The sequence below is a fragment of the Vibrio sp. 10N.261.46.A3 genome, from assembly GCF_041472995.1.
GTDB classification, from domain to species: domain Bacteria; phylum Pseudomonadota; class Gammaproteobacteria; order Enterobacterales; family Vibrionaceae; genus Vibrio; species Vibrio coralliirubri.
In genome coordinates, this window is sequence record NZ_JBFRRH010000073.1 from 33,202 (window position 1) to 58,222 (window position 25,021).

General features: G+C 45.1%; 26 protein-coding genes. 2 read left to right on the plus strand and 24 right to left on the minus strand.

The genetic code is table 11. The annotated features are described in order from the left end of the window. Positions 1-25: 25 nt before the first annotated feature. From AB4484_RS17500 to AB4484_RS17615, 24 genes are all read right to left on the minus strand, one after another. On the minus strand, positions 26-1,645 hold the full coding sequence (locus tag AB4484_RS17500; protein ID WP_372079516.1) for a diguanylate cyclase: 1,620 nt from the start codon (positions 1,643-1,645) through the stop codon (positions 26-28). A gap of 220 nt (positions 1,646-1,865) precedes the next feature. Next, complete coding sequence (gene glmU, locus AB4484_RS17505) at positions 1,866-3,224, minus strand: bifunctional UDP-N-acetylglucosamine diphosphorylase/glucosamine-1-phosphate N-acetyltransferase GlmU (RefSeq protein WP_372079518.1); 1,359 nt, start codon at positions 3,222-3,224, stop codon at positions 1,866-1,868. 183 nt (positions 3,225-3,407) lie between these two features. After that, complete coding sequence (locus AB4484_RS17510; RefSeq protein WP_004735742.1) at positions 3,408-3,830, minus strand: F0F1 ATP synthase subunit epsilon; 423 nt, start codon at positions 3,828-3,830, stop codon at positions 3,408-3,410. Between the two features lie 18 nt (positions 3,831-3,848). After that, positions 3,849-5,252: a F0F1 ATP synthase subunit beta gene (gene atpD, locus AB4484_RS17515; RefSeq protein WP_048610850.1), complete on the minus strand. Its 1,404-nt coding sequence runs from the start codon at positions 5,250-5,252 to the stop codon at positions 3,849-3,851. A 34-nt stretch (positions 5,253-5,286) separates the two neighbouring features. Continuing rightward, complete coding sequence (gene atpG / locus AB4484_RS17520) at positions 5,287-6,153, minus strand: F0F1 ATP synthase subunit gamma (RefSeq protein WP_372079521.1); 867 nt, start codon at positions 6,151-6,153, stop codon at positions 5,287-5,289. Between the two features lie 48 nt (positions 6,154-6,201). After that, complete coding sequence (atpA, locus tag AB4484_RS17525; RefSeq protein WP_010433235.1) at positions 6,202-7,743, minus strand: F0F1 ATP synthase subunit alpha; 1,542 nt, start codon at positions 7,741-7,743, stop codon at positions 6,202-6,204. Between the two features lie 13 nt (positions 7,744-7,756). Further along, on the minus strand, positions 7,757-8,290 hold the full coding sequence (gene atpH / locus AB4484_RS17530) for a F0F1 ATP synthase subunit delta (RefSeq protein ID WP_009848122.1): 534 nt from the start codon (positions 8,288-8,290) through the stop codon (positions 7,757-7,759). A gap of 15 nt (positions 8,291-8,305) precedes the next feature. Then, positions 8,306-8,776, minus strand: a complete 471-nt coding sequence (gene atpF, locus AB4484_RS17535) for a F0F1 ATP synthase subunit B (RefSeq protein WP_010433231.1) — start codon at positions 8,774-8,776, stop codon at positions 8,306-8,308. A gap of 58 nt (positions 8,777-8,834) precedes the next feature. Continuing rightward, positions 8,835-9,092 carry a F0F1 ATP synthase subunit C gene (gene atpE, locus AB4484_RS17540; RefSeq protein ID WP_004411110.1) on the minus strand — a complete coding sequence of 86 codons (258 nt, stop codon included), beginning with the start codon at positions 9,090-9,092 and terminating at the stop codon, positions 8,835-8,837. Positions 9,093-9,143: 51 nt separating this feature from the next. Continuing rightward, positions 9,144-9,941, minus strand: a complete 798-nt coding sequence (atpB, locus tag AB4484_RS17545) for a F0F1 ATP synthase subunit A (protein ID WP_017632650.1) — start codon at positions 9,939-9,941, stop codon at positions 9,144-9,146. Between the two features lie 8 nt (positions 9,942-9,949). Continuing rightward, positions 9,950-10,339: a F0F1 ATP synthase subunit I gene (locus tag AB4484_RS17550; RefSeq protein WP_017058798.1), complete on the minus strand. Its 390-nt coding sequence runs from the start codon at positions 10,337-10,339 to the stop codon at positions 9,950-9,952. Between the two features lie 192 nt (positions 10,340-10,531). After that, positions 10,532-11,413 (minus strand): ParB/RepB/Spo0J family partition protein, encoded by an 882-nt coding sequence (locus tag AB4484_RS17555; RefSeq protein ID WP_372079524.1) that lies wholly within the window; start codon positions 11,411-11,413, stop codon positions 10,532-10,534. A gap of 23 nt (positions 11,414-11,436) precedes the next feature. After that, on the minus strand, positions 11,437-12,210 hold the full coding sequence (locus AB4484_RS17560) for a ParA family protein (RefSeq protein ID WP_019825554.1): 774 nt from the start codon (positions 12,208-12,210) through the stop codon (positions 11,437-11,439). A gap of 14 nt (positions 12,211-12,224) precedes the next feature. Next, on the minus strand, positions 12,225-12,857 hold the full coding sequence (gene rsmG, locus AB4484_RS17565; protein WP_017058801.1) for a 16S rRNA (guanine(527)-N(7))-methyltransferase RsmG: 633 nt from the start codon (positions 12,855-12,857) through the stop codon (positions 12,225-12,227). Beyond that, positions 12,857-14,752 carry a tRNA uridine-5-carboxymethylaminomethyl(34) synthesis enzyme MnmG gene (gene mnmG / locus AB4484_RS17570; RefSeq protein WP_372079526.1) on the minus strand — a complete coding sequence of 632 codons (1,896 nt, stop codon included), beginning with the start codon at positions 14,750-14,752 and terminating at the stop codon, positions 12,857-12,859. The genes rsmG and mnmG overlap by 1 nt, the downstream gene beginning before the upstream one ends. 482 nt (positions 14,753-15,234) lie before the next feature. Further along, positions 15,235-15,669: an FMN-binding protein MioC gene (gene mioC, locus AB4484_RS17575; RefSeq protein WP_372079528.1), complete on the minus strand. Its 435-nt coding sequence runs from the start codon at positions 15,667-15,669 to the stop codon at positions 15,235-15,237. 50 nt (positions 15,670-15,719) lie between these two features. Beyond that, positions 15,720-17,081: a tRNA uridine-5-carboxymethylaminomethyl(34) synthesis GTPase MnmE gene (mnmE, locus tag AB4484_RS17580; RefSeq protein WP_048618388.1), complete on the minus strand. Its 1,362-nt coding sequence runs from the start codon at positions 17,079-17,081 to the stop codon at positions 15,720-15,722. A gap of 130 nt (positions 17,082-17,211) precedes the next feature. After that, on the minus strand, positions 17,212-18,831 hold the full coding sequence (yidC, locus tag AB4484_RS17585) for a membrane protein insertase YidC (RefSeq protein WP_050622181.1): 1,620 nt from the start codon (positions 18,829-18,831) through the stop codon (positions 17,212-17,214). A 2-nt stretch (positions 18,832-18,833) separates the two neighbouring features. Further along, positions 18,834-19,091 (minus strand): membrane protein insertion efficiency factor YidD, encoded by a 258-nt coding sequence (yidD, locus tag AB4484_RS17590; RefSeq protein WP_004735802.1) that lies wholly within the window; start codon positions 19,089-19,091, stop codon positions 18,834-18,836. Beyond that, positions 19,058-19,381: a ribonuclease P protein component gene (gene rnpA, locus AB4484_RS17595; protein ID WP_017055478.1), complete on the minus strand. Its 324-nt coding sequence runs from the start codon at positions 19,379-19,381 to the stop codon at positions 19,058-19,060. Before rnpA ends, yidD begins: the two co-directional genes overlap by 34 nt. A 45-nt stretch (positions 19,382-19,426) precedes the next feature. After that, on the minus strand, positions 19,427-19,561 hold the full coding sequence (gene rpmH / locus AB4484_RS17600; RefSeq protein ID WP_004735800.1) for a 50S ribosomal protein L34: 135 nt from the start codon (positions 19,559-19,561) through the stop codon (positions 19,427-19,429). Between the two features lie 206 nt (positions 19,562-19,767). After that, positions 19,768-20,505 carry an amino acid ABC transporter ATP-binding protein gene (locus AB4484_RS17605; protein ID WP_048610829.1) on the minus strand — a complete coding sequence of 246 codons (738 nt, stop codon included), beginning with the start codon at positions 20,503-20,505 and terminating at the stop codon, positions 19,768-19,770. Then, entirely contained in the window at positions 20,502-21,173 is a 672-nt protein-coding gene (locus AB4484_RS17610; RefSeq protein WP_009848134.1) for an amino acid ABC transporter permease, read from the minus strand. The genes AB4484_RS17605 and AB4484_RS17610 overlap by 4 nt, the downstream gene beginning before the upstream one ends. A gap of 135 nt (positions 21,174-21,308) precedes the next feature. Further along, complete coding sequence (locus tag AB4484_RS17615) at positions 21,309-22,058, minus strand: amino acid ABC transporter substrate-binding protein (RefSeq protein ID WP_009848135.1); 750 nt, start codon at positions 22,056-22,058, stop codon at positions 21,309-21,311. A gap of 311 nt (positions 22,059-22,369) precedes the next feature. On the opposite strand from AB4484_RS17615, the gene dnaA reads away from it, so the two are divergent. Continuing rightward, positions 22,370-23,791 carry a chromosomal replication initiator protein DnaA gene (gene dnaA / locus AB4484_RS17620; RefSeq protein WP_019825569.1) on the plus strand — a complete coding sequence of 474 codons (1,422 nt, stop codon included), beginning with the start codon at positions 22,370-22,372 and terminating at the stop codon, positions 23,789-23,791. Positions 23,792-23,872: 81 nt separating this feature from the next. Then, entirely contained in the window at positions 23,873-24,973 is a 1,101-nt protein-coding gene (gene dnaN / locus AB4484_RS17625) for a DNA polymerase III subunit beta (protein ID WP_017058809.1), read from the plus strand. Positions 24,974-25,021: the final 48 nt, after the last annotated feature.

Consider the following 25,021-nt stretch of genomic DNA (forward strand, 5'->3'; position numbering starts at 1 on the left):
TTTTATATCTAAATTTTACTTATACTTATTTTGCAGCAACGTCACCATCGACTACTTCTAACGCAGGCGCTTTATGACGGCTGTATTCATCATAGTTAACCACTCGGCTGCGGCCCATATCTTTCGCCATGTATAAAGCATTATCGGCCATCTTAACCAGAGATTCGGTATCAGATGCTGGCTTAGGATAAGTGGCGACACCTATCGAAACACCCAACTGACCTAATGACAGGCCTTTATGTTCAAGATGCATCGAACGCACCGCATCACACAAGGTTTGACCAAACTCCGTCGCTTTTTGCATTGAATAATGTGGAAGCAGTACCGCTAACTCCTCACCACCGAGTCGGCAAGCAATCTCGTCTTCGCTGACACTCTGTTTGAGCAGTGCACTGATCTCTTTCAATACGAAGTCACCCGCATCATGACCAAAATTGTCATTGAAGCGTTTGAAGTGATCCAAATCGAGCATCAATAGCGATAATGGTTGCTCGCTGGTGGCCGAATTCATCGAGTGCTCTTCTAGCTTTTGCTCGAAGAAACGACGGTTGAATAAGCCTGTCAGCGGATCACTTAATGCTTGTGAGCGAAGCTTCTCTTGTAAGCTCAGGTTAGCCAATGCTAAGCCTAAGTGCTCTGAAACGCTGAACGCCAATTGCTCAGTAATGGGATCTATCTTGATGTCACCAACACCGAAATAAAGGTGCATGATGCCGATGGTGTTGCCGTGTGCCGTCAACGGAATACACAGGGTTTGGTTGTTTTCCATCTCATGCATGTGACCACAGGTTAACGAGTGGAAATCGTCATTTGATTGGTGTGCACGCCCTTTACGCAGTGACCAGCACTCTTCTGGAGCAAAGCTCGCGCTTCCCGGCCAAGTCTCTCCCCAATCGAGCTGAGTGATCAACTGGTTACGCGATGCGCGCATCAAAGAAACACTGCCGTTCACGTTACCAAGAATTCGCGGCAAGATATCCGAAACGATTTGTTGGGCTTCCACCATGTTGTTACACGCGGCAAGCATATTCGCGAGGCGGTGCATCAACTCAATTTCGTGGGTTCGTTGGCGAATGCGTTCATCTTGCTTCTTCTGTTCTTCTTCCACTCGATGAACAATTTGGCGATTGCTCACGTAAGAGGTGCCGATCAAGAAGCTCAAACTCAGCAACACCATACCAACCAGAATCCCCATCAATTGGAAGTTCATCTGTTTCAGTTGATGCATTGGCGAAGAGATCACGATAACGAAATCTCGCCCGTTAACGCTCTCTTTCATTGAATAATAGATTCGGTCGATGGAGGTAACGGTACTAAAACGGACATCACTGCCAGTACCTTGTTGAAGGGCTTGCTTGAATTCGGGGCGGTTACCGTGATTTTCGACTCTAGCTAGTGCATGGTCTGAAAGATCCGTATCACCTATTACGACACCATCGGGACTGATCACCTGGATTCGGAGTCGAGTGTTGGCTTGGGTTAAGTCTCCGATGTAATCATCGACATCCATATCAGCCGTAAATAACTCACTATCTTCACGAATTTCATAGATAACGTCTGACATCAAAGAGACAAGATGATCACGCTCATTCTCAACAACCAGCTTTTCCAACGTTACATAAAAGCCATAGAGACCTATTAACATTGAAAAAGACAAAATAATGATCGGCAATGTTTGCCATTTCTTTTCAACCAATATCACCGTACATCAACCCATTTATACCGAACTACTGCCCGAATATTAACAATCTATTAAAAAAATACAATTGCCAAATTGATTATTTTGTTAGCAGTGAGTGACCGATACAAAAAAGCCAGTAGCGATGCTACTGGCTTTCGTAAGAATATCTTTTGAACGTTAGAGATTATTTCTTAGTTGGACGCTTCCAATCAGCAATCTTACGTTCTTTCGCACGGCTGATAACCAGCTCATTTTCAGAAACATCGCGTGTCACTGTAGAGCCAGCACCAACGGTAGCACCATTACCAATAGTAACAGGCGCTATTAATTGACTATCTGAACCAACGAATACGTCGTCGCCAATGATGGTCTTGAACTTATTCGCACCATCGTAGTTACAAGTAATTGCACCCGCACCCACGTTTACGCGCTGACCAATTTCAGCATCGCCTAGATACGTTAAGTGGTTCGCTTTAGAACCTTCACCAAGGCGAGTGTTCTTCACTTCGACAAAGTTACCAACGTGCGAGTTATTACGCATATCAGCACCAGGACGTAGACGAGTGAAAGGACCAACCGTACAGTCTTCACCGACCGTTGCACCTTCGATCACGCTGTATGGACGAACGATGGTGTTGTCATCAATCTCGCAGTCTTTCAATACACAACCAGTGCCGATAATCACGTTGTCGCCAATGCTTACGCTGCCTTCGATGATAACGTTAGTGTCAATCTCAACGTCCATACCGCACTGCAGTTCACCACGTAGATCGAAGCGGCTTGGGTCGCGCAGCATTACGCCTTGCTTTAATAACTTGTCTGCTTGCTCAGCTTGGTAAGCACGCTCTAGACGAGCCAGTTGAGAGCGGTCGTTTACGCCTTCCACTTCAATTGGGCTTACTGGGTGTACCGCTTCAACTGCACGACCTTCGTCGTGAGCCGCTGCGATAACGTCAGTCAGGTAGTATTCACCCTGTGCGTTGTCGTTACTTAGGCCAGACAACCAGCGCTTCAGATCGCCACCAGTCGCCACCATAACGCCAGTGTTGATCTCTTTGATAAGCTTCTGCTCATCCGTTGCATCTTTCTGCTCAACGATAGCCACAACAGGACCATTACGACGAATAATACGTCCGTAGCCCATTGGGTTGTCTAACACAACAGTAAGTAGCGCGATGCCACCGTTTGGTTGAGCGTCTAATAGGTTTTCAATGGTTTCAGGTGAGATCAGTGGAACATCACCATATAGCACCAATACTTTTTCATCATCAGCGAAATGTGCAGATGCTTGATCCACCGCGTGGCCCGTACCCAGTTGCTCAGCTTGCAGTGCCCAGTTTACAGATTCTTCAGCTAGGGTAGCCTTCATCTGATCACCACCGTGTCCGTAAACCAGGTTGATGTTTTGGGCGCCTAGACCATTACAGGTATCGATAACATGCTTCACCATTGGCTTACCCGCAAGCGTGTGCAGAACCTTTGGCATGTTTGAATACATGCGAGTGCCTTTGCCCGCCGCGAGAATTACTGCGCTAAACTTCATTGTAAACCTATCCAACATTATTTTTGTTAAGCCTATATTGTAACCGTTTTTGGCCAAAAAATTAAATCGCAATAACCATTTAACCAGTAGTGATACGTAAAAGAAGCATTTTTGAGAACATCAAAAATGCAAAAAGGCGACCCTTAGGTCGCCTTTATCTCAGAGTCTATAATCCTAAAAAGATTAACGACGCTGTTTTGTCAGTTCGATAACTCGTAACTGAGCAATGGCTTTAGCCAGTTCACCGGCCGCTTGTGCGAAGTCTATGTCGCCATGCTGATTTTGGATATTCTCCACAGCCTTGCGTTTAGCTTCTTCCGCCTTTGCTGCGTCTAGCTCTTCACCACGGATAGCTGTATCAGCCAGTACAGTCGCTGTACCAGGCTGAACTTCTACCATACCACCAGAAACATAAATGATTTCTTCGTGGCCGTGCTGCTTAACAATACGCACCATACCAGGCTTGATAGCGGTCAGCAGTGGAGTATGACCATGGAAAATACCAAGCTCACCCTCACTACCGGTCACCTGAAACGTCTCAACAAGGCCTGAGAAAATTTGTTTCTCTGCACTTACAACGTCTAGGTGAAAGGTTATTGCTGCCATATCGCCTCCTAGTTAGCCTTATAGCTTCTTAGCATTCTCGATAGCTTCGTCAATTGCACCACAGTACATGAACGCTTGCTCTGGAATGTCATCGTATTCACCAGATAGAAGACCTTGGAAGCCACGTAGAGTCTCTTTAAGAGGTACGTAAACGCCTGGGTCACCTGTAAATACTTCCGCTACGTGGTAAGGCTGAGTTAGGAACTTCTCAATCTTACGAGCACGAGATACAACTTGCTTATCTTCTTCAGATAGCTCGTCCATACCTAGGATAGCAATGATATCTTTCAGCTCTTTATAGCGCTGAAGAGTAGACTGAACGCCACGAGCGATGTCGTAGTGCTCTTGTCCAACTACCAATGGATCCAGTTGACGTGAAGTAGAATCTAGCGGGTCGATCGCTGGGTATAGACCCATAGATGCGATGTTACGGTTAAGTACAACCGTTGCATCCAAGTGAGCGAACGTTGTTGCTGGAGACGGGTCAGTCAAGTCATCCGCTGGTACGTATACCGCCTGTACAGACGTGATAGAACCAGATTTAGTTGACGTGATACGCTCTTGTAGAACACCCATTTCTTCAGCTAGTGTAGGTTGGTAACCTACCGCAGAAGGCATACGACCTAGAAGTGCTGATACTTCAGTACCTGCTAGTGTGTAACGGTAGATGTTATCAACGAACAGTAGAACGTCACGACCTTCGTCACGGAAGCGCTCTGCCATTGTTAGACCAGTCAGTGCAACACGTAGACGGTTACCTGGTGGCTCGTTCATCTGACCGTAAACCATCGCTACTTTTGATTCTTCAGGTTTTTCGATGTTTACAACACCTGCTTCCTGCATCTCAAAGTAGAAATCGTTACCTTCACGAGTACGCTCACCTACACCTGCAAATACAGATAGGCCTGAGTGTTGAAGTGCGATGTTGTTGATAAGTTCCATCATGTTAACGGTCTTACCTACACCAGCACCACCGAATAGACCGATTTTACCACCCTTAGCGAATGGACAAATCAAGTCGATTACTTTAACACCAGTTTCTAGAAGAGCTGTCTCGTTAGACTGCTCTTCGTAGCTTGGAGCTTCACGGTGAATGGCGTAATGCTCTTCAGCACCAATCTCGCCACACTCATCAATCGCGTCACCTAGGACGTTCATGATACGACCCAATGTCTTAGTACCTACTGGTACTGAGATTGGAGCGCCAGTATTTTCAACTGTCAAACCACGACGTAAACCATCAGAGCTACCCATTACGATTGCGCGAACTACGCCACCGCCAAGTTGTTGCTGAACTTCAAGAACTAGACGTTCTTGTACTTCATTAACATTCAGAGCGTCGTATACACGAGGTACTTCACCCTGTGGGAACTCTACGTCGACTACCGCACCGATGATCTGTACGATCTTACCTGTAGCCATCGTTAATCCTCTAACTATTTAGTTTTACCTAAGCTTAAACCGCAGCTGCGCCTGAAACGATCTCAGAAAGTTCTTGTGTAATCGCCGCTTGACGCGCTTTGTTATACACAAGTTCTAAGTCATCAATAATGTCACCAGCGTTATCTGTTGCTGATTTCATTGCAATCATTCGAGCCGCTTGCTCACAAGCAAGGTTCTCAACCACACCTTGGTACACTTGAGATTCGACATAGCGAACCAATAGTGCATCTAGTAGTGGTTTTGGCTCGGGCTCATAAATGTAGTCCCAAGAATGACTGCGTTTCATTTCTTCGCTGTCTGATTTAGGCAAAGGAAGTAATTGATCGATCGTTGGTTCTTGAACCATAGTGTTTTCAAACTTGTTGAACACTACGAACAGGCGATCTAATTCGCCTTCATCATATTTCTTCAGCATAACGCTTACAGAGCCAATCAAGTCTTCAAGGCTTGGACGATCGCCCAGACCAGAAACTTGAGCTGCTACTTTCGCGCCACTGTTGTTGAAAAATGCTGTCGCTTTTGAACCTACAATTGCAAGTTCAACTTCAGCACCTTTCTCAGACCAATCTTTCATGTCGTTCATGGCTTTTTTGAACAAGTTAATGTTCAAACCACCACAAAGACCACGGTCTGTAGAAACGATGATGTAACCAACACGTTTGGCTTCACGTTCCTCAAGATAAGGATGCTTATACTCGAGGCTACCATTAGCCAAATGACCGATCACTTTACGCATTGTTTCTGCATATGGACGAGTAGCTTCCATTGCGTCTTGAGAACGACGCATTTTTGAAGCTGCTACCATTTCCATTGCTTTCGTAATCTTCTGTGTGCTTTTAACACTACCGATTTTATTACGTATCTCTTTTGCGCCGGCCATCGTTACTCTCCGTTAATGGTATGAGGTGGCCCTAAGACCACCTACCAATTACCAGGTCTGGGTTGCCTTGAAATCGTCAACAAGCTTCTTCAGCTCAGCTTCGATTTCTTTATTGAAAGCACCCGTTGTGTCGATCTGTGTTGCTAGATCGGCATATTGACCACGAGCAAACGACAGTAAAGCAGCTTCAAAGTCTAGAACTTTAGAAAGTTCAACGTCTTGAAGGTATCCACGCTCTGCAGCGAAGATTACTAGAGCTTGGTCAAATACAGACATAGGAGCGTATTGCTTCTGCTTCATCAGTTCTGTAACTTTTTGACCGTGGTCTAGCTGCTTCTTAGTCGCTTCATCAAGATCCGAAGAGAACTGAGCAAATGCTGCAAGTTCACGGTATTGAGCTAGAGCAGTACGGATACCGCCAGATAGCTTCTTGATGATTTTAGTCTGCGCCGAACCACCTACACGAGAAACTGAGATACCAGGGTCAACAGCTGGACGTACGCCCGCGTTGAATAGCTCAGTTTGTAGGAAGATCTGACCATCAGTAATCGAGATTACGTTCGTTGGTACGAATGCAGATACGTCACCAGCTTGCGTTTCGATGATAGGTAGAGCAGTTAAAGAACCAGTCTTGCCTGTCACTTCACCGTTAGTGAATTTTTCTACGTATGCTTCGCTTACACGAGCAGCACGCTCTAGTAGACGAGAGTGAAGGTAGAAAACATCACCTGGGAACGCTTCACGACCTGGTGGACGCTTAAGTAGCAGCGAGATTTGACGGTAAGCTACAGCTTGCTTAGATAGATCATCATAAACAATCAGTGCATCTTCACCGCGATCACGGAAGTATTCGCCCATCGCACAACCAGCATACGGTGCAAGGTATTGCAGCGCTGCAGATTCAGAAGCAGATGCAACAACAACAACAGTGTTTGCTAGTGCGCCGTGCTCTTCTAGTTTGCGAACTACGTTAGCAATAGTCGACGCTTTTTGGCCGATAGCTACGTAGATAGAGAAAATACCAGAATCTTTTTGGTTAATAATCGCATCGATCGCCATTGCTGTTTTACCAGTCTGACGGTCACCGATTACTAGTTCACGTTGACCACGACCGATAGGGATCATTGAGTCAACAGACTTGTAACCAGTTTGAACAGGTTGATCTACCGATTTACGGTCGATTACACCTGGTGCGATAATTTCTACAGGCGAAGTCAATTTAGCTTCGATTGGACCTTTACCATCAATTGGCTCACCTAGCGTGTTTACAACACGACCAAGCATTTCAGGACCTACTGGTACTTCTAGAATACGACCAGTACCTGTAACTTTCATGCCTTCCTGTAGGTCAGCATACGGGCCCATTACAACAGCACCAACCGAATCACGGTTCAAGTTTAGTGCTAGAGCGTAACGGCCACCCGGTAGTTCGATCATTTCACCTTGCATCACGTCCGCTAGGCCGTGGATGCTAAGGATGCCATCGCTTACAGAAACGATAGTACCTTCATTGCGAGCTTCACTAACAACGTCGAAAGATTCAATACGTTGTTTAATTAGATCGCTAATTTCAGTGGAATTAAGTTGCATGCTCCAATCCCCATTAAGACTGCAATGCATCGCTCAGGCGGTCTAAACGACTGCGCGCTGAGTTATCGATGACTAGGTCTCCGGCTCGAATAATAACTCCACTAAGTAGAGTCTCATCTATACTGCAATTCAGCTGAACTTTGCGCGCTAAGCGCTGTTCCAATTTGCTGCTGATCTCTGCGCGTTGTTCTTCAGAAAGTTCTACCGCTGAAGTTACTTCAACGTCGATCTCTTTCTCATACTCTTTTTTGAGTATAAAGAACTCTTTACAAACATCAGGAAAAGCCATTAAGCGGCCATTCTCTGCCATCACTTTAATTAAGTTCTGACCGAATTCATCAAATTGTTCGCCACAAATTACAATGAATACTTCAGCTAATTTTTCAGCAGTCATAGAACCGCTTAATAAATTATGAACATCATCATTTTGTGCCACTTCGGCAGCAAAAGTAAGCATCTGACCCCATTGGTCTAGCTCACCTTTATCTACCGCAAAGTCAAACGCTGCTTTAGCATAGGGGCGTGCGATTGTAGTCAAATCAGACATATACAGCCCCTTGCTTTAAAGTTTTGCAGTAATGTTGTTAAGAAGATCATCGTGTACATCTTTATCGATTGTACGCTCAAGGATTTTCTCAGCACCAGCTATAGCCAGAGTTGCGACTTGTTTGCGCAGGTCATCACGGGCACGTGTACGCTCTGCTTCAATTTCTGCTTCAGCTTGCGCTAAGATTTTCTGGCGTTCTGCCTGAGCTTCTTCGCGTGCTTCATCAATAATTTGAGCTTTACGTTTGTTTGCCTGATCAATAACCTCAGTTGCAGTGCGCTTTGCTTCTTTCATTTGCTCAGAAGCGTTGGCTTGTGCCAGGTTCAAGTCTTTAGCAGCGCGTTCAGCGGCTACTAGACCGTCAGCAATTTTTTTCTGACGTTCTTCAATTGCTTGCATGATTGGTGGCCATACATATTTCATGCAGAACCAAACAAACAATGAAAAAGCAATTGCTTGACCTAACAGAGTTGCGTTCATATTCACAACAGCTACCCCTCGTTAAGAATCAACTACAAAAATTTAATTAACTATTGAGAGTTAATTAGCCTGCTAGTTGACCAACAAATGGGTTAGCAAACGTGAATAGTAGTGCGATTACGATACCGATCATTGGAACAGCATCCAGTAGACCAGCGATGATGAACATCTTAACTTGTAGCATTGGAGCCATTTCAGGTTGACGCGCAGCGCCTTCTAGGAATTTACCACCAAGAATAGCAAAACCAATTGCAGTACCTACGGCACAAAGACCAACAATAATAGCAACAGCGATTGCTGAAAAACTTAGTACAGTTTCCATTTACGTTCTCCGATTAACATTAATAGTTAGAATAAAGCTTAAAAATTTTTTTTAGTGATCACTATCTTCATGAGCCATTGATAAGTAAACGATTGTCAACATCATGAAAACAAACGCTTGAATCAAAATAACCAAGATATGGAAGATAGCCCAAGGTAGTGCACCTACCCATTGTAAGTACCACGGTAGCATTGCCGCGATAAGAATAAACACCACCTCACCCGCAAACATATTACCAAATAAACGCATACCTAGAGATAGTGGCTTCGCTAATAACGAAATTACCTCAAGTACCAAGTTAAATGGAATCATGATTGGGTGATTAAATGGATGCAGTGCCAATTCTTTAGCAAATCCGCCTAGACCTTTCACTTTGATGCTGTAGTAGATCATCAGAGCAAAAACACCTAAAGCCATTGCCATTGTTATATTTACATCAGCTGTAGGAACCACTTTCAAGTAAGGGATACCTAGCCAATGCTCTGCAGGATATGGTAAGAAATCGATAGGCACTAAGTCCATCAAGTTCATTAATATAATCCAGCAGAATATAGTCAGTGCTAGTGGGGCAATCAGAGGGTTGCGGCCATGGAAAGTTTCTTTAACGTTGTCACCAACGAATTCCACTACCATTTCAACAAAACACTGAAGCTTACCAGGTACACCTACTGTTGCTTTCTTAGCGACTGAGCGAAAAACCCAAAGGAATAACATCCCTGTCAACACCGAAAAAAACAGACTGTCTATATGTACGTTCCAGAAACTTGTCTCCTCTACAAGACCAAACTTAGCTAAAGAAAGGTTTTGTAAGTGGTGTTCAATGTATCCGGATGCTGTTGGCGCAGCCATAACTCATCCTATTTTTTATTGTTAATGAAAAGCACTGGCGCAAAGATATTAATACCTAGAACCAGTAAATAGGTCAGTTTGAGGGGAACTAATTCCACCTGCATATACATGTAGACAATAGAGAATAGTAAAACTGTGATAAGGATTTTTAGCGCTTCGCCTGCATAGAACGACGCCGCAACTAACTTAGTTGCACGAGCTCCACTAAATAGGAAAGCACACACACAAAAAACTGCATTTGCGATGACAAAAATACCGCCACCGATTAATGCAGCAAAACCCCAATCAGGATTAACAGCTAAACCTAACCCTATCGCCACTAATATAACCGCGCTAAGCTCGATCAATAACATTTGCTTTGCAAGCACTCGTCCTGGTCTTGCTAACGCCGCTACCATGTATTCGTTCCTCTTTTAAGCCTTCTTTACTACTCGCTTAAAAGCGTGCTGAGAAATTGGCGAAAATTATACGTTCAGCCAAATTGATTGCAACAACAACGCGGCAATCATTTACATTTTTGCATACAAACCGACAACTTTTGTACGAAATCACTTGTTTATTACATAATTGACCTAAATCAATTATCTCATTTAGTACTCTAGTTTAGCAATAAGTTGCTCTAATTTGTGAGGCTCATCAATAGTAATTATTACTTTTGACTTACCGCTAACAGAACGAGTGACTGAAACGTTTGCTTGCAATTTTTCCGTGAGTCTTCGTGAAAGTTCGATAGCTTCTATGTCTTCAGGCTTCGATTCTGGCTCAACGTCTGGTTTTAAACACTTTTTAACAAGCTGCTCGGTTTGACGCACGGTCATTTTTTTGGTCGCTGCAGTGTTTGCTGCTTCAACCTGGGTATCACCTTCAAGCGCAAGCAATGCTCGAGCATGCCCCATTTCTAGTTGTTTATTGGAAACTAAACCTTTTACTTCATTTTCGAGCTGATTTAGACGTAATAAGTTACTCACCGTTGCTCTCGATTTACCGATAACATCAGCGACTTGTTGGTGTGTCAGCTCAAATTCGTTCTGTAGGCGCTCTAGCGCTTGTGCTTCTTCGATAACATTCAGGTCTTCACGCTGAATATTCTCAATCAATGCCATCGCGATAGCGGCCTTGTCTTCCACTCTCTTGATCAGGCATGGCACTTGTTTAAGGCCAGCTTGACGAGCCGCTCTCCAGCGACGTTCACCAGCAATAATCTCGAACTGGTCATGCGCCAGTGGGCGAACTACGATCGGTTGGATAATACCTTGAGATTGAATTGATGCAGCCAGCTCTTCTAGCGCTTCAGGCGCAATATCCTTACGCGGTTGATATACACCAGGCTTCAAACAACCAACAGCCAGTTCGATAAGCTCACCATCAGCCGACAACGCCTGACTATGAGAAGCAACTTGCTGTTTTTCACGAGCCAATGAGCTAGTTGCAAGCAATGCATCTAGCCCTTTTCCTAAACCACGCTTAGACATTGAGCGAATTCCTTTGGTTGGACCTATACTGGGACTTCTTCACGACGCAACATTTCGCCTGCAAGAGCAAGATAAGCCTTAGCTCCTGCGGAATATTTGTCGTAGTACATTGCTGGCTTGCCGTGACTCGGGGCTTCTGCCAGACGCACATTTCTAGGGATCACAGTTCGGTAGACTTTGCTACCAAAGTGTTTTTTGAGTTGATCAGATACTTCGTTCGATAAGCGGTTGCGAGGATCGTACATAGTACGCAGAAGACCTTCGATCTTCAGGTTCTCGTTTACAACAGCCGCTAGCTTACTGATGGTATCCATCAATGCAGTCAAACCTTCCAAAGCAAAGTATTCACATTGCATAGGAACCAACACGGAGTCGGCCGCAGCCATCGCGTTGATTGTAAGAAGGTTTAATGAGGGTGGGCAATCAATAAAGATGAAATCATAGTTATTGCGAATGGATTCGAGTGCGTTTTTTAAACGAACTTCACGAGCAAACACTTCCATTAGCTTGATTTCTGCCGCAGTAACATCGCCGTTTGCGGCGATGAGGTCATAATTGCCAGATGTACTCCGGCAAACCACCTCATCAAATGGGGTGTCTTCAACCAACAAATCGTAAGCAGTTGCTTCAACTTGATACTTGTCGACACCGCTCGCCATAGTGGCATTACCTTGAGGATCGAGGTCAACAACCAATATCTTGCGTTTTGTTGCCGCCATTGATGCTGCTAAATTTATGCAAGTTGTTGTTTTTCCTACGCCACCCTTCTGGTTGGCAATTGCTACGATTCTACCCACTATGGCCTCGCTGATTATCCCTGACGCGATAAAGTAACTAGATGACGCTCTCCATCAAGCTCTGGCACTTGCAAAGCTTTAATGTCTGTCACTGAACACCATTCAGGTAACAGGTCGATTTCGTCTCTAGGATGTTGTCCCTTAAGAGCCAAAAATACACCGGATTGCTCTTTAGGTAAATGGTGACACCACTCTACCATGTCTGTCATTGACGCAAATGCACGACTGAGCACTGCATCAAACTTTTCTTCTGGTTGAAATTCTTCAACGCGACTTTGAACCGGTACCACGTTGTCGATACCCAGCTCATGAATCACCTGTTTGATAAAACGAATACGCTTACCTAGGCTGTCTAGCAAGTAAAACTCGCAGTCTGGATTCATGATTGAGAGCGGAATCCCAGGAAGACCAGGTCCAGTGCCAACATCGATAAAGCGCTTACCTTGTAAGTGAGTGCTAACAATGATGCTATCTAAGATATGTTTCACCATCATTTCTTGCGGGTCACGAACTGACGTTAGGTTATAAGCCTTGTTCCACTTATTCAGTAACTCAACATAGCCAACCAACTGGCCACGTTGTTTTTCAGATACTTCAAGTTCAGTCTGGCCAATCAGGTGATCCAGTTTTTCGCGTAATGCGCTCATTATGCTTCCTCACCTTTTTTCAACAGGCCGTGTTTTTTCAAGTAAACCAACAGAATTGAGATTGCTGCAGGTGTGATACCTGAAATTCGAGAAGCAATACCAATTGAATCAGGCTTAGCTGTCGTTAGTTTAAGAACCACTTCGTTAGAAAGTCCTTTTACCTTGCTGTAATCGATATCAGCAGGCAGTTTGGTGTTTTCATGACGCAGTGATTTTTCAATTTCGTCTTGTTGACGCTGAATGTAGCCATCGTACTTCACTTGGATCTCAACTTGCTCAGACGCTTGTTGATCTTCCAGTGCAGGACCAAAACGATCCAATGCGGTTAGCTGTGAATAAGTCATTTCAGGGCGACGAAGAAGATCTTCACCACTCGCTTCACGAGACATTGGTGTTTTCAGAATTTGGTTCAGTTGATCAATATCTTCAGATTTTGGATTAATCCAAGTCTCTTTCAGACGTTGACGTTCCTTCTCCATGTTTTCCATCTTCTCGTTGAAACGAGCCCAACGAACGTCATCAACAAGGCCAAGTTCACGCGACTTTTCAGTCAAGCGGATATCGGCGTTGTCTTCACGAAGCAGCAGACGGTATTCCGCGCGAGACGTAAACATGCGGTAAGGTTCTTTGGTACCCATGGTCGATAGGTCGTCAATAAGCACGCCCATGTAAGCTTGGTCACGACGCGGACTCCAGCCTTCTTTGCCTTGAGTAAACAGACTTGCATTCAGACCGGCCATCAAGCCTTGTGCAGCCGCTTCTTCGTAGCCAGTGGTACCGTTGATTTGACCCGCAAAGAATAGACCTTTGATAAACTTAGTTTCGTAAGTCAGCTTAAGGTCGCGAGGATCAAAGAAATCGTACTCAATCGCATAGCCAGGACGAACGATATGAGCATTTTCAAAGCCCTTCATCGAACGAACAATTTGAACCTGTACATCAAACGGCAGACTGGTAGAGATACCATTCGGGTATAGCTCGTGAGTCGTTAGACCTTCAGGCTCAATAAAAATTTGGTGACTGTTCTTGTCAGCAAAACGCATTACTTTGTCTTCAATCGAAGGACAGTAACGAGGGCCAATGCCTTCAATTACACCCGCGTACATAGGGCTGCGATCAAGGTTGGCACGAATTACGTCATGCGTATTTTCATTGGTATGCGTGATGTAGCATGGAATTTGACGAGGTTGTTGAGCTCGGCTACCCATGAACGAGAAAACAGGCGTCGGGTTATCGCCGTGCTGAACCTCAAGCTCAGAAAAATCAACGCTACGCGCATCGATACGAGGAGGAGTACCTGTTTTCAGGCGATCAACTCGGAATGGAAGATCACGAAGACGGTCAGCCAGTGCGATCGATGGTGGATCGCCAGCACGGCCGCCTGAAGAACTTTCCATACCAATATGGATCTTGCCGCCTAGGAATGTGCCCACAGTCAGAACCACAGCGCTTGCGCGGAATTTAAGGCCCATCTGCGTTACCACACCGACCACTTGATCCTGTTCAACGATCAAGTCATCAACCGACTGTTGGAACAAAGTCAGGTTTGGCGTGTTTTCAAGAACGTTGCGAACAAAGGCTTTGTACAGTGCGCGGTCAGCTTGTGCTCGAGTAGCACGAACCGCAGGGCCTTTTGATGCGTTCAATGTTCTGAACTGAATACCTGCATGATCAATAGCTTGCGCCATTAATCCACCCATTGCATCGACCTCTTTTACCAAGTGGCCCTTACCGATCCCGCCAATGGCTGGGTTACAAGACATTTGTCCTAGCGTATCGATATTATGAGTAAGTAATAACGTACTTTGACCAGTACGTGCAGATGCGAGTGCGGCTTCCGTTCCTGCATGGCCACCACCAACAACGATGACGTCAAATTTTTCGTGATAAAGCATGAACCGACCTCAGGTATTCAAACGTTTTCTAGATTGATAAAAAGGAGCGATATTCTACCTGTTTTCATAGCCTGAGAAAACGTTTTTGGGATTTTTCGAAAAAGCTGTTTTTAATTAATATAGATAAGATCTTTAAGGAGATCTTTTATTAGATCTATTATTAGGATCGAGGGCGTCTGTGGATAAGTCGAAAATGATCAACGAGATCATGGATCTTTTTTGGATCAAATGATGTGATCTAACTTTGATCAGGATGAGGATTAGCTGGGATCAAAATGGCTACTTATTCACAGGAGGAAATTAGCCTAAAACTTGTTATTTGGATAACTATAGGTTAATCACCGTATATGTATGATCTTATCCACAGAAGAAATTGAAAATAGATCGCTAATTTTCGATGTTTTTGAAAAAAAGTTATTCACAATCGCGATGTTCAGAGACAAAAAAAGCGGCATAAGCCGCTTTTTGAGAGAAGAGAGAGGTTAAAACTGGTCGCTATGATCGTTGAACCAAGCTTCTGCTGCGTCTTCTGGTACCGGAATTTCCAATACATCGATGGTAAAACAGTCAGAAATAGGCTGAGCACCGAGCTCTTTCATCTGGCTGTGGATTGATTTTCCCGCCAAACAGAAGGTATCGTAACTCGAATCACCAAGTGCCACGACAGCAAAGCGAACCTGGCTTAAATCTGGAGATTGCTGGGTCAATGCGTCGATAAACGGCTTAATATTATCTGGAAATTCACCCGCACCATGAGTTGAAGTCACCAGCAACCAAAAGCCTTGTTGGGGAATATCATCGAATTCAGGCTGATTATGAAGGGTGATCTCGTGGCCTTGTTCTTCAAGAAGATCATTAAGGTGATCGCCAACGTACTCTGCACCACCTAAGGTGCTGCCTGTAATAATGTGGATCATTAAGCTGTCCTTACTAAAGAAAAAGGCCAGCATGAGCCGGCCTTTAAAGGTTATTTACCAATACAGAAAGAGGTGAAGATACGGCCGAGTAGGTCATCTGAGCTGAACTCACCAGTAATCTCGTTAAGGTGTTGCTGCGTTATACGCAGTTCTTCTGCCAAGATTTCCCCTGCCATATAGCCTTCGAGCTGTTGCTGGCCAATATCTAGATGCTCAGATGCGCGTTCTAGAGCATCTAAGTGGCGACGACGTGCCATGAAGCCACCTTCATTACCACCAGCAAAGCCCATGCAATCTTTTAAGTGATTACGCAGTGCATCAACGCCTTGTCCCGTCTTTGCTGATAGTCGAATCAGAGTTGGATCATTAACATGGCAAATCCCGAGATCTTCACTGGTTTGATCGGCTTTGTTACGAATCACGGTCATTCCGATGTTATTCGGCAGACGATCAACGAAATCGGGCCAGATATCTTTCGGGTCGGTTGCATCGGTAGTGGTGCCATCGACCATAAATAAAACGCGATCGGCTTGAGCAATTTCTTCCCAAGCGCGTTCAATGCCGATTTTTTCGACTTCATCCGAGGCTTCACGCAGGCCAGCGGTATCAATAATGTGCAGTGGCATACCATCAATATGGATATGTTCACGCAGTACATCACGCGTGGTACCAGCAATGTCAGTCACAATCGCGGAGTCTTTACCCGATAATGCATTTAGTAAGCTCGACTTACCGGCATTAGGACGGCCTGCAATCACCACTTTCATGCCTTCACGCATGATGGCACCTTGATTGGCTTCTTGGCGAACCGCTTCGAGGTTGTCGATGATAGCTTGTAAGTCAGCACTTACTTTACCGTCAGCAAGGAAATCAATCTCTTCTTCTGGGAAGTCGATAGCGGCTTCAACATAGATGCGTAAGTGAATCAGAGAGTCCACCAGCGTATTAATGCGTTTTGAGAACTCACCTTGCAACGATTGCAGAGCTGATTTCGCCGCTTCTTCTGAACTGGCATCAATGAGGTCAGCAATTGCTTCTGCTTGGGTTAAATCCATCTTGTCGTTCAAGAAGGCACGCTCCGAGAACTCACCTGGGCGTGCTGCGCGTAGCCCTGGAATCGCAAGGATGCGTTTGATGAGCATATCCATTACCACAGGACCACCGTGGCCTTGTAGCTCTAATACGTCTTCACCGGTAAACGAGTGCGGGTTAGGAAAGTAAAGCGCGATGCCTTGGTCTAGCTCTAAACCATCGTGAGATTTAAAAGGGGTGTACTCAGCGTAACGTGGTTTCAGTACTTTGCCGGTAACTTCAAGCGCAACTTGGGCTGCTTGTGGGCCTGAAACGCGAATAATACCGACGCCGCCACGGCCGGGTGCAGTCGCTTGAGCAACAATCGTATCTGTAGTCATAGTTGTGCCTGCTAGCATGTGAAAGCCAAAAAGGGGCGCTCACGATTAATCAATTAGCTGAATTGTAATCAGCTAAAAACAAAAAGGCGACCTTTTGGTCGCCTTTCTTTATCTCTTTCTATTATCGAACTTACTTAGAATGTAAGCCTTTCTTTTCCAGCGCGCGGTAGATAAGCGTTTGCTGAATCAGAGTTACGATGTTCGATACTAGCCAGTATAGAACCAGACCTGAAGGGAAGAACAGGAAGAAGAATGTGAACATAACCGGCATAAAGGTCATGATCTTCTGCTGCATTGGATCCGTTACAGTTGTCGGGCTCATCTTCTGGATTAGGAACATTGAAGCACCCATCAGAAGTGGCAAGATGTAGTATGGGTCTTGTGCTGAAAGGTCAGTAATCCAACCGAAGAACGGTGAGTGACGCAGTTCAACAGACTCCATTAGTGCCCAGTATAGCGAAATGAAGATAGGCATTTGCAGAAGGATAGGTAAACAGCCACCTAGTGGGTTTACTTTCTCTTTTTTGTAAAGCTCCATCATTTCTTGGCTCATGCGTTGACGGTCGTCGCCAATACGCTCACGCATTGCAGTCAGCTTAGGCTGAAGCATACGCATTTTCGCCATAGACGTGTACTGAGCTTTTGTTAGTGGGTACATAGCACCACGAACGATGAAAGTTAGGATGATGATTGCCACACCCCAGTTCACAACGAAGCTTTGAATGAACGAAAGCAGAGTATGAAGAGGTTTAGCAATGAACCATAACCAACCGTAGTCAACTACTAGGTCTAGGTTAGGTGCAGTTTCAGCCATTTGGTCTTGAAGTTTTGGACCAACCCAAAGCGTTGCTTTGAAGCTCGCTTCGTCGCCATTAGCGATAGTCTTGTTCGGCATACGAACACCGATGTCGCCTAGGTTACCGATTACACGAGTGTAAAGGTTGCTGCCTGCTTCGTCGCGTGGGATCCATGCACTTGCAAAGTAGTGTTGAATCATCGCTGCCCAACCTTGACCGTTTGCTAGGTTAAGAGACAGGTTGCGATCTTGCATGTCGTCGAAGCTGTATTTTTTGTAACGCGTATCTTCCGTAGAGTAAGCACCACCACGGTAAGTTGGCATTGTTAGGCTACCGCCGTCATCCATTACGTTCTGACGTAGGTGAGCGTACATGCCGAATGTCGCGTTGTTACCAGAGTTGTTGACTACATCGTATTCAACATCCATTGCGTAGCTGCCACGCTTAAGGACGAATGTTTTCGTGTAATCAAGGCCGTTCGCTTGGTAAGTCATCGGGATGCGTAGTTCATCCTGACCATCAGCAAGCGTGAAGCTGTCTGCTGAAACGGTGTAGCTTGGGCGGTTTGTGCTGCTTAGGTCGATACCTTGAGGACCCACTAGACCGCTTTGTGCGATAAATTGGTGACCAGGTTCGTTTTTAAGAAGAACAAACGTATCTTCTGAATCGAACTCAGCAGAGTAATCGTTTAGGTTTGCTTTAACGACATCACCACCAACCGTATCAATTGACAGAGTCAGTACATCAGTTGTTACTGTGATAGTTTTAGCAGAAGCAACTTGACCAGGAGCCGGGTCTAGATCATCTGCATAAGATGGCGCTGGTAGGGTGCTGCCAGATTGTGCCTGCTCAACCGCTTGTGGTGCTGGATTCTGAGCTACGTTCCATTGTTGGAACAGTAGGAAAGAAACCAAAGCCAATGCGATTAACAGGATATTACGTTGAGAATCCATCGTTATTTATCTCTGTCTTGTTTTTGGACTGGTGGAACGGGGTCAAAGCCCCCTTCGTTCAAAGGATGGCATTTTAATAGACGTTTGCCTGATAACCAACACCCTTTTACAAAACCGTGAGCTTTCAACGCTTCTATCGCATATAAAGAGCAGGTTGGAGTAAATCGGCAGCGTGGGCCGATGAGTGGACTAATAAACCATCTATAAAAATAGATGGGTATTAGCGCTATCCACGCGAAGGGCGAGACAGGCGAAGCCATAATTTGTCGAGTAGCTTGAACATTTCTTCATTGCTTAAATCTTGCGCGCTCTTCTTAGCGATTACAACAAAATCTTTGTTAGGAAGTTTGTGTTGAGTGTTACGAAAGCTTTCACGAGTAAGACGCTTGAATCGGTTACGACCCACGGCGGTTTTAATCTGCTTTTTCGGAACGGCTAATCCAAGACGAGGATTTGAAAGAGAGTTATTTCGGGCAATGATGGTGAAATGAGGGGAGCCAGCTCGATGAGCTTGCTTGAAGACATTTTGATAATGTTCGGGAGTTAACAAGCGTAACTCCCGACCGAAGGCTAGCTTATTCAAAATAATCAAAGATTACTTAGAAAGACGCTTACGGCCTTTTGCACGACGTGCATTGATTGTTGCGCGACCGTTCTTAGTAGCCATGCGAGCACGGAAACCGTGAGTACGCTTACGCTTTAGAACTGTAGGTTGAAAAGTGCGTTTCATTGTAATTACCTTACTGATCAGTAGTTTTAGGTTTTTGTTAAACCCGGCGTGGGCATTTTTTCTCTTCTTTATATAAGAAAGGAAAACCGACGCCTCTCAACAAAGAGGCGGAATTGTAATCACTGTCACAAAAAGTGTCAATGATTGGGTTAACTAAAATTCCGGTCGGGGGATTATACGTAGAATAACTAAAATCACAAGGATCCTTAGTCGATCCCAACCTTATTTAAGAATTTTTTTAATTTAGGATCCTGTGGATTACCAAAAATATCCTGTGGAGATCCCTGCTCGACAATATGACCGTCAGCCATGAAGATCACTCGGTCTGCGACCTCTCTCGCGAACTGCATTTCATGGGTAACCACCAGCATGGTTTGATGCTGATTTGCCAGTTTTTTCATTAGGTTAAGCACTTCGCCAACCCACTCAGGATCGAGCGCTGAAGTCGGCTCATCAAACAGTAAAAGCTCGGGTTGTAGTGCCATTGCACGGCCAATACCCACCCGTTGTTGCTGGCCACCAGAGAGCGCGGCTGGGTAGCTATCCCCTTTGTCACCTAAGCCAATATCATCAAGTATTTGTTGTGCTTTTTCATGGGCTTGCTGCTTTTTCCAACCACGAACGGTAATTAAACCTTCAGCAATATTCTGTCTCGCGGTTTGGTGAGCGAACAGTGCATAGTTTTGGAACACAAAACCGGTCTTACGACGCAGTGCAAGCACCTCTGCCTTAGTGTGTTTCTGAGTATCAACCTTGATATCATCAATCGAAATCGTGCCTTGATCGGCTTGCTCTAGAAAATTCACACAACGCAGTAGGGTAGACTTACCTGTACCACTTGAACCTATGATGACAATTATCTCGCCTTGTTTGATTTCTAGGTCGATCCCTTTCAAAACTTCGGTGTCACCAAACTGCTTGTGGATATTTTGTAATTTGATCATCGTACATACGCCTTATTCAGTTTCACTTCGGCCCAAATTTGAATACGAGTGAGGATAACCACCACGCCCCAGTAAATCAGCGCGACCGCTAAGAAAGCCTCGAAGAAGCGGAAACTTGAAGAAGCCTCCATCTGAGCTTTAGCCATGATTTCGGCGACACCTAGGGTGAAGGCAAGTGAAGTCGACTTGATCATGTCGATGAAGTAGTTCATCAACGACGGCAGTGCCACGCGAGTTGCTTGCGGTAAGATCACTCGGCGCATCGCTTGGCTGGTTGTCATACCGACCGAAAGGCTGGCTTCCATCTGGCTGCGATCAATACCGATAATCGCGGCACGAATACTTTCTGCCATATACGCGGCAAAGTGCAGGGTTAAGCCAATTACAGCGGCGCTGAAGGCATCCAACCCAACCATCCACGGGAAGACTTGTGGTAAGCCGTAATAAAGGAGGAACAGCTGCACCAACAGTGGGGTGCCTCGGAAGAAGCTAATGTACAGCTGGCTCAGTTGGTCGAGTACTGGGATTTTGAATACACGAATATTCGCCAGTATCAGAGATAGGATCAGAGCAAAGAACAAGCCCCAAGTCGCCATCTCCATCGTGGTGCCTAAATACTTCAGTAGTATCGGCAACAGCTCTAGCATGTAATTAAAGTCAAATCCCATAATCTATCTCGTATTTTTATTGGCAGTGTTGTTCTATATGTAAGTACTGTTCTATCAGATTTTTTAATCAGTGCACAAAAGCAAAAAGCCCACCGCTGTATAAAGCAGTGGGCCTTGAATGGAGAAAGTGAGTAATTACTTCTGAGTAATGTCCGCACCAAACCATTTCTGAGAGATACTTTCTAGCGTACCATCTGCGCGCATTGCTGCTAATGCTTCATTTACTTCTGCTTGCAGTTTTTTGCCGTTATCGTTGTCGACGAAAGGCCAAGCGTTTTCAATTGTTTCGAATGGCTGCCCCGCCAGTTGTAATGGTAGACCAGTCTTCTTGATAAGCTCTAGTGCTGATAGGCGATCCATTACGAATGCATCGGCGCGGCCAAGTGCCACATCATGTTCAATACCTGTATCGTAGGTTTTTACATTGATCTTGCCATCTTTGTCGTAGCTGCGAAGCAGTTGTTCAAAGTTTGAGCCTAGGTTTACCGCAACCGTCTTACCATCAAGGTCTTCGATACCTTTAATGCTGTCATTACCTTTACGAACGGTAATTTGTGCGCCGTCTACTACGTATGGGTCTGCGAATAGGTATTTCGCTTTACGTGCATCCGTCATTGTAATTTGGTTTGAAATGGTATCGATGCGACCCGTTTCAAGAAGACCAAACAGACCAGAGAAGTTTGCCGTTACGTATTCAACCTTGTAATCGTTACGCTTACCGATCTCATCCCATAAATCCACTTCAAAACCCTGTAGTTGGTCTTGTTTAACGAACGTAAACGGGAAATAGCGACCAGACATGCCGACTTTAACTTCAGTCGCAGCTTGAACAGTAGCAGCAGAGAGTGCGATAGCCGCAATTGCAGCCTTAATCCAGTTATTCATTTGGTAACTCCTTATATTTATGGGTTTGGATGTTACTGGGAAAATGCTCACTAGAATAAATAACCAGATGTTATTAACCATAACCAGATTGAATTCCCGATTTGGGGATAACTAGCAAGGATCCGGGCATAAGTGGATCATTGTGTGAGTAAATTAGGGGCAAGGTGTGTGGATCCACCGATAAATTACAAATTTATTGTGAATAACTTGGATCTTATTCACTGGATCTGTGATCAATTGCTGGTGATCTGACTTATCAACAGGTAAAATTAGCGGTCATTTCATATTACTTTAAATAGAGTGAGGGCACCGTGTCATCTTCGCTTTGGTTGCAGTGTTTGCAACAGCTTCAAGAAGAGTTACCAGCTACAGAATTCAGTATGTGGGTTCGTCCGTTACAAGCGGAACTCAATGACAATACTCTAACTCTATTTGCACCGAACCGTTTCGTACTCGATTGGGTTCGTGATAAGTATCTAAATAGCATTAACCGTCTGCTGCAAGAATATTGCGGTAACGATATCCCACATCTTCATTTTGAAGTGGGAAGCAAGCGTGTGATTGCACCAAAGCCTGCGACACCGGCACCGACTCAGACTCGTACTGCAGCTGATGTGGCCGCTGAGTCATCAGCACCTGCGCAATTACAAGCTCGCAAGCCTGTCCATAATATCTGGCGTGATGAAGAGCCTGTCGCGGTTGACTTGAATCACCGCTCAAACGTGAACCCAAAACATAAGTTCAATAACTTTGTTGAAGGTAAGTCGAACCAACTGGGTTTGGCTGCGGCACGTCAGGTTTCTGATAATCCAGGTACAGCCTACAACCCGTTGTTCCTATACGGCGGCACAGGTTTAGGTAAAACGCACTTGTTGCATGCGGTGGGTAACGCCATTGTTGATAATAAGCCGAATGCGAAAGTGGTTTACATGCACTCAGAGCGTTTTGTTCAGGATATGGTAAAGGCCCTACAAAACAACGCGATCGAAGAATTTAAGCGCTACTACCGTAGTGTTGATGCATTGCTTATCGATGACATCCAATTCTTTGCTAATAAAGAGCGTTCTCAAGAAGAGTTCTTCCATACCTTTAACGCGCTGCTTGAAGGCAACCAACAGATCATCCTAACGTCTGACCGTTATCCAAAAGAGATCAACGGGGTAGAAGATCGTCTTAAATCTCGCTTCGGCTGGGGTTTGACGGTAGCGATTGAGCCACCAGAGCTTGAGACGCGTGTTGCGATCTTGATGAAGAAAGCCGAAGACCACCAAATTCACCTTGCGGATGAAGTAGCGTTCTTTATTGCCAAGCGTCTACGCTCTAACGTTCGTGAGCTGGAAGGCGCATTGAACCGTGTTATTGCGAATGCAAACTTCACTGGCCGCCCGATCACGATCGACTTCGTGCGTGAAGCACTGCGTGACCTACTTGCACTGCAAGAAAAACTGGTCACTATTGATAACATTCAAAAGACAGTAGCCGAGTACTACAAAATCAAAGTCGCTGATCTATTGTCTAAGCGTCGTTCTCGTTCTGTTGCTCGTCCACGTCAATTGGCGATGGCACTGGCGAAAGAGCTAACAAACCACAGCTTGCCTGAGATTGGCGATGCATTCGGTGGTCGTGACCACACGACGGTACTGCATGCTTGTCGTAAGATTGCTCAGCTGCGTGAAGAGAGCCACGACATTAAAGAAGATTATTCGAACTTGATTCGTACCCTTTCTTCTTAATACACAGTATTCTTAACCTTAATAAGCAGAATCTTGGCCACGTACTATTACGCAGTGCCATTTAGACCGTAAGAGCAAGATATGAAATTTACCATTGAACGTAGTCACCTGATTAAGCCATTACAACAAGTATCTGGCGCACTCGGTGGCAGGCCAACGCTTCCAATTCTAGGAAACCTACTGATTAAAGTAGAAGATAACGTGTTGTCGATGACAGCGACGGATCTAGAAGTTGAACTGATCAGCCGTGTAACGCTTGAAGGTGATTTCGAAGCGGGCAGCATTACCGTACCTTCACGTAAATTCCTAGATATCTGCCGTGGATTGCCAGATAACTCAGTGATCACTGTGGTATTGGATGGTGACCGTATTCAGGTTCGTTCAGGTCGTAGCCGCTTCTCATTAGCAACATTACCTGCGGCAGATTTTCCAAATATTGAAGATTGGAGCAGTGAAGTTGAAGTGTCAGTGACACAAGCTGAACTTCGCGGTCTTATCGAGAAAACACAATTCTCAATGGCGAACCAAGATGTTCGTTATTACCTCAACGGTATGTTGTTTGAGATTGAAGGTTCTATCCTGCGCAGCGTAGCGACCGATGGTCACCGTATGGCAGTATCTCAAGCACAACTGGGTGCCGATTTTGCTCAGAAGCAGATCATTGTTCCTCGTAAAGGTGTTCAAGAGCTAGTGAAGCTATTGGATGCACCTGAACAGCCAGTAACACTGCAAATTGGTAACTCTAACGTGCGAGCTGAAGTGAACAACTATGTCTTCACTTCTAAGCTTGTTGATGGTCGTTTCCCTGATTATCGCCGCGTAATGCCGCAAAATACCACCAAGACACTTGAAGCTGGCTGTGATGAATTACGTTCAGCATTTTCTCGTGCTGCGATTCTATCGAATGAAAAATTCCGTGGTGTTCGCGTTAACCTTGCTGATAGCGAGATGCGTATTACCGCGAACAACCCAGAGCAAGAAGAAGCGGAAGAAGTACTCGATGTTAACTTCGACGGTGACGCATTAGAGATTGGCTTCAACGTAAGCTACGTATTGGATGTTCTGAACACACTGCGTTGTGAACAGGTTCGTATCTCAATGTCAGACGCCAATGCGAGTGCTCTTATCGAGAACGCACAAGATGACAGCGCGATGTACGTTGTTATGCCAATTCGCTTATAAGCTGCCCTATGTTGACCTACCGAGTCGTGATTGAAGATTAATATGAAG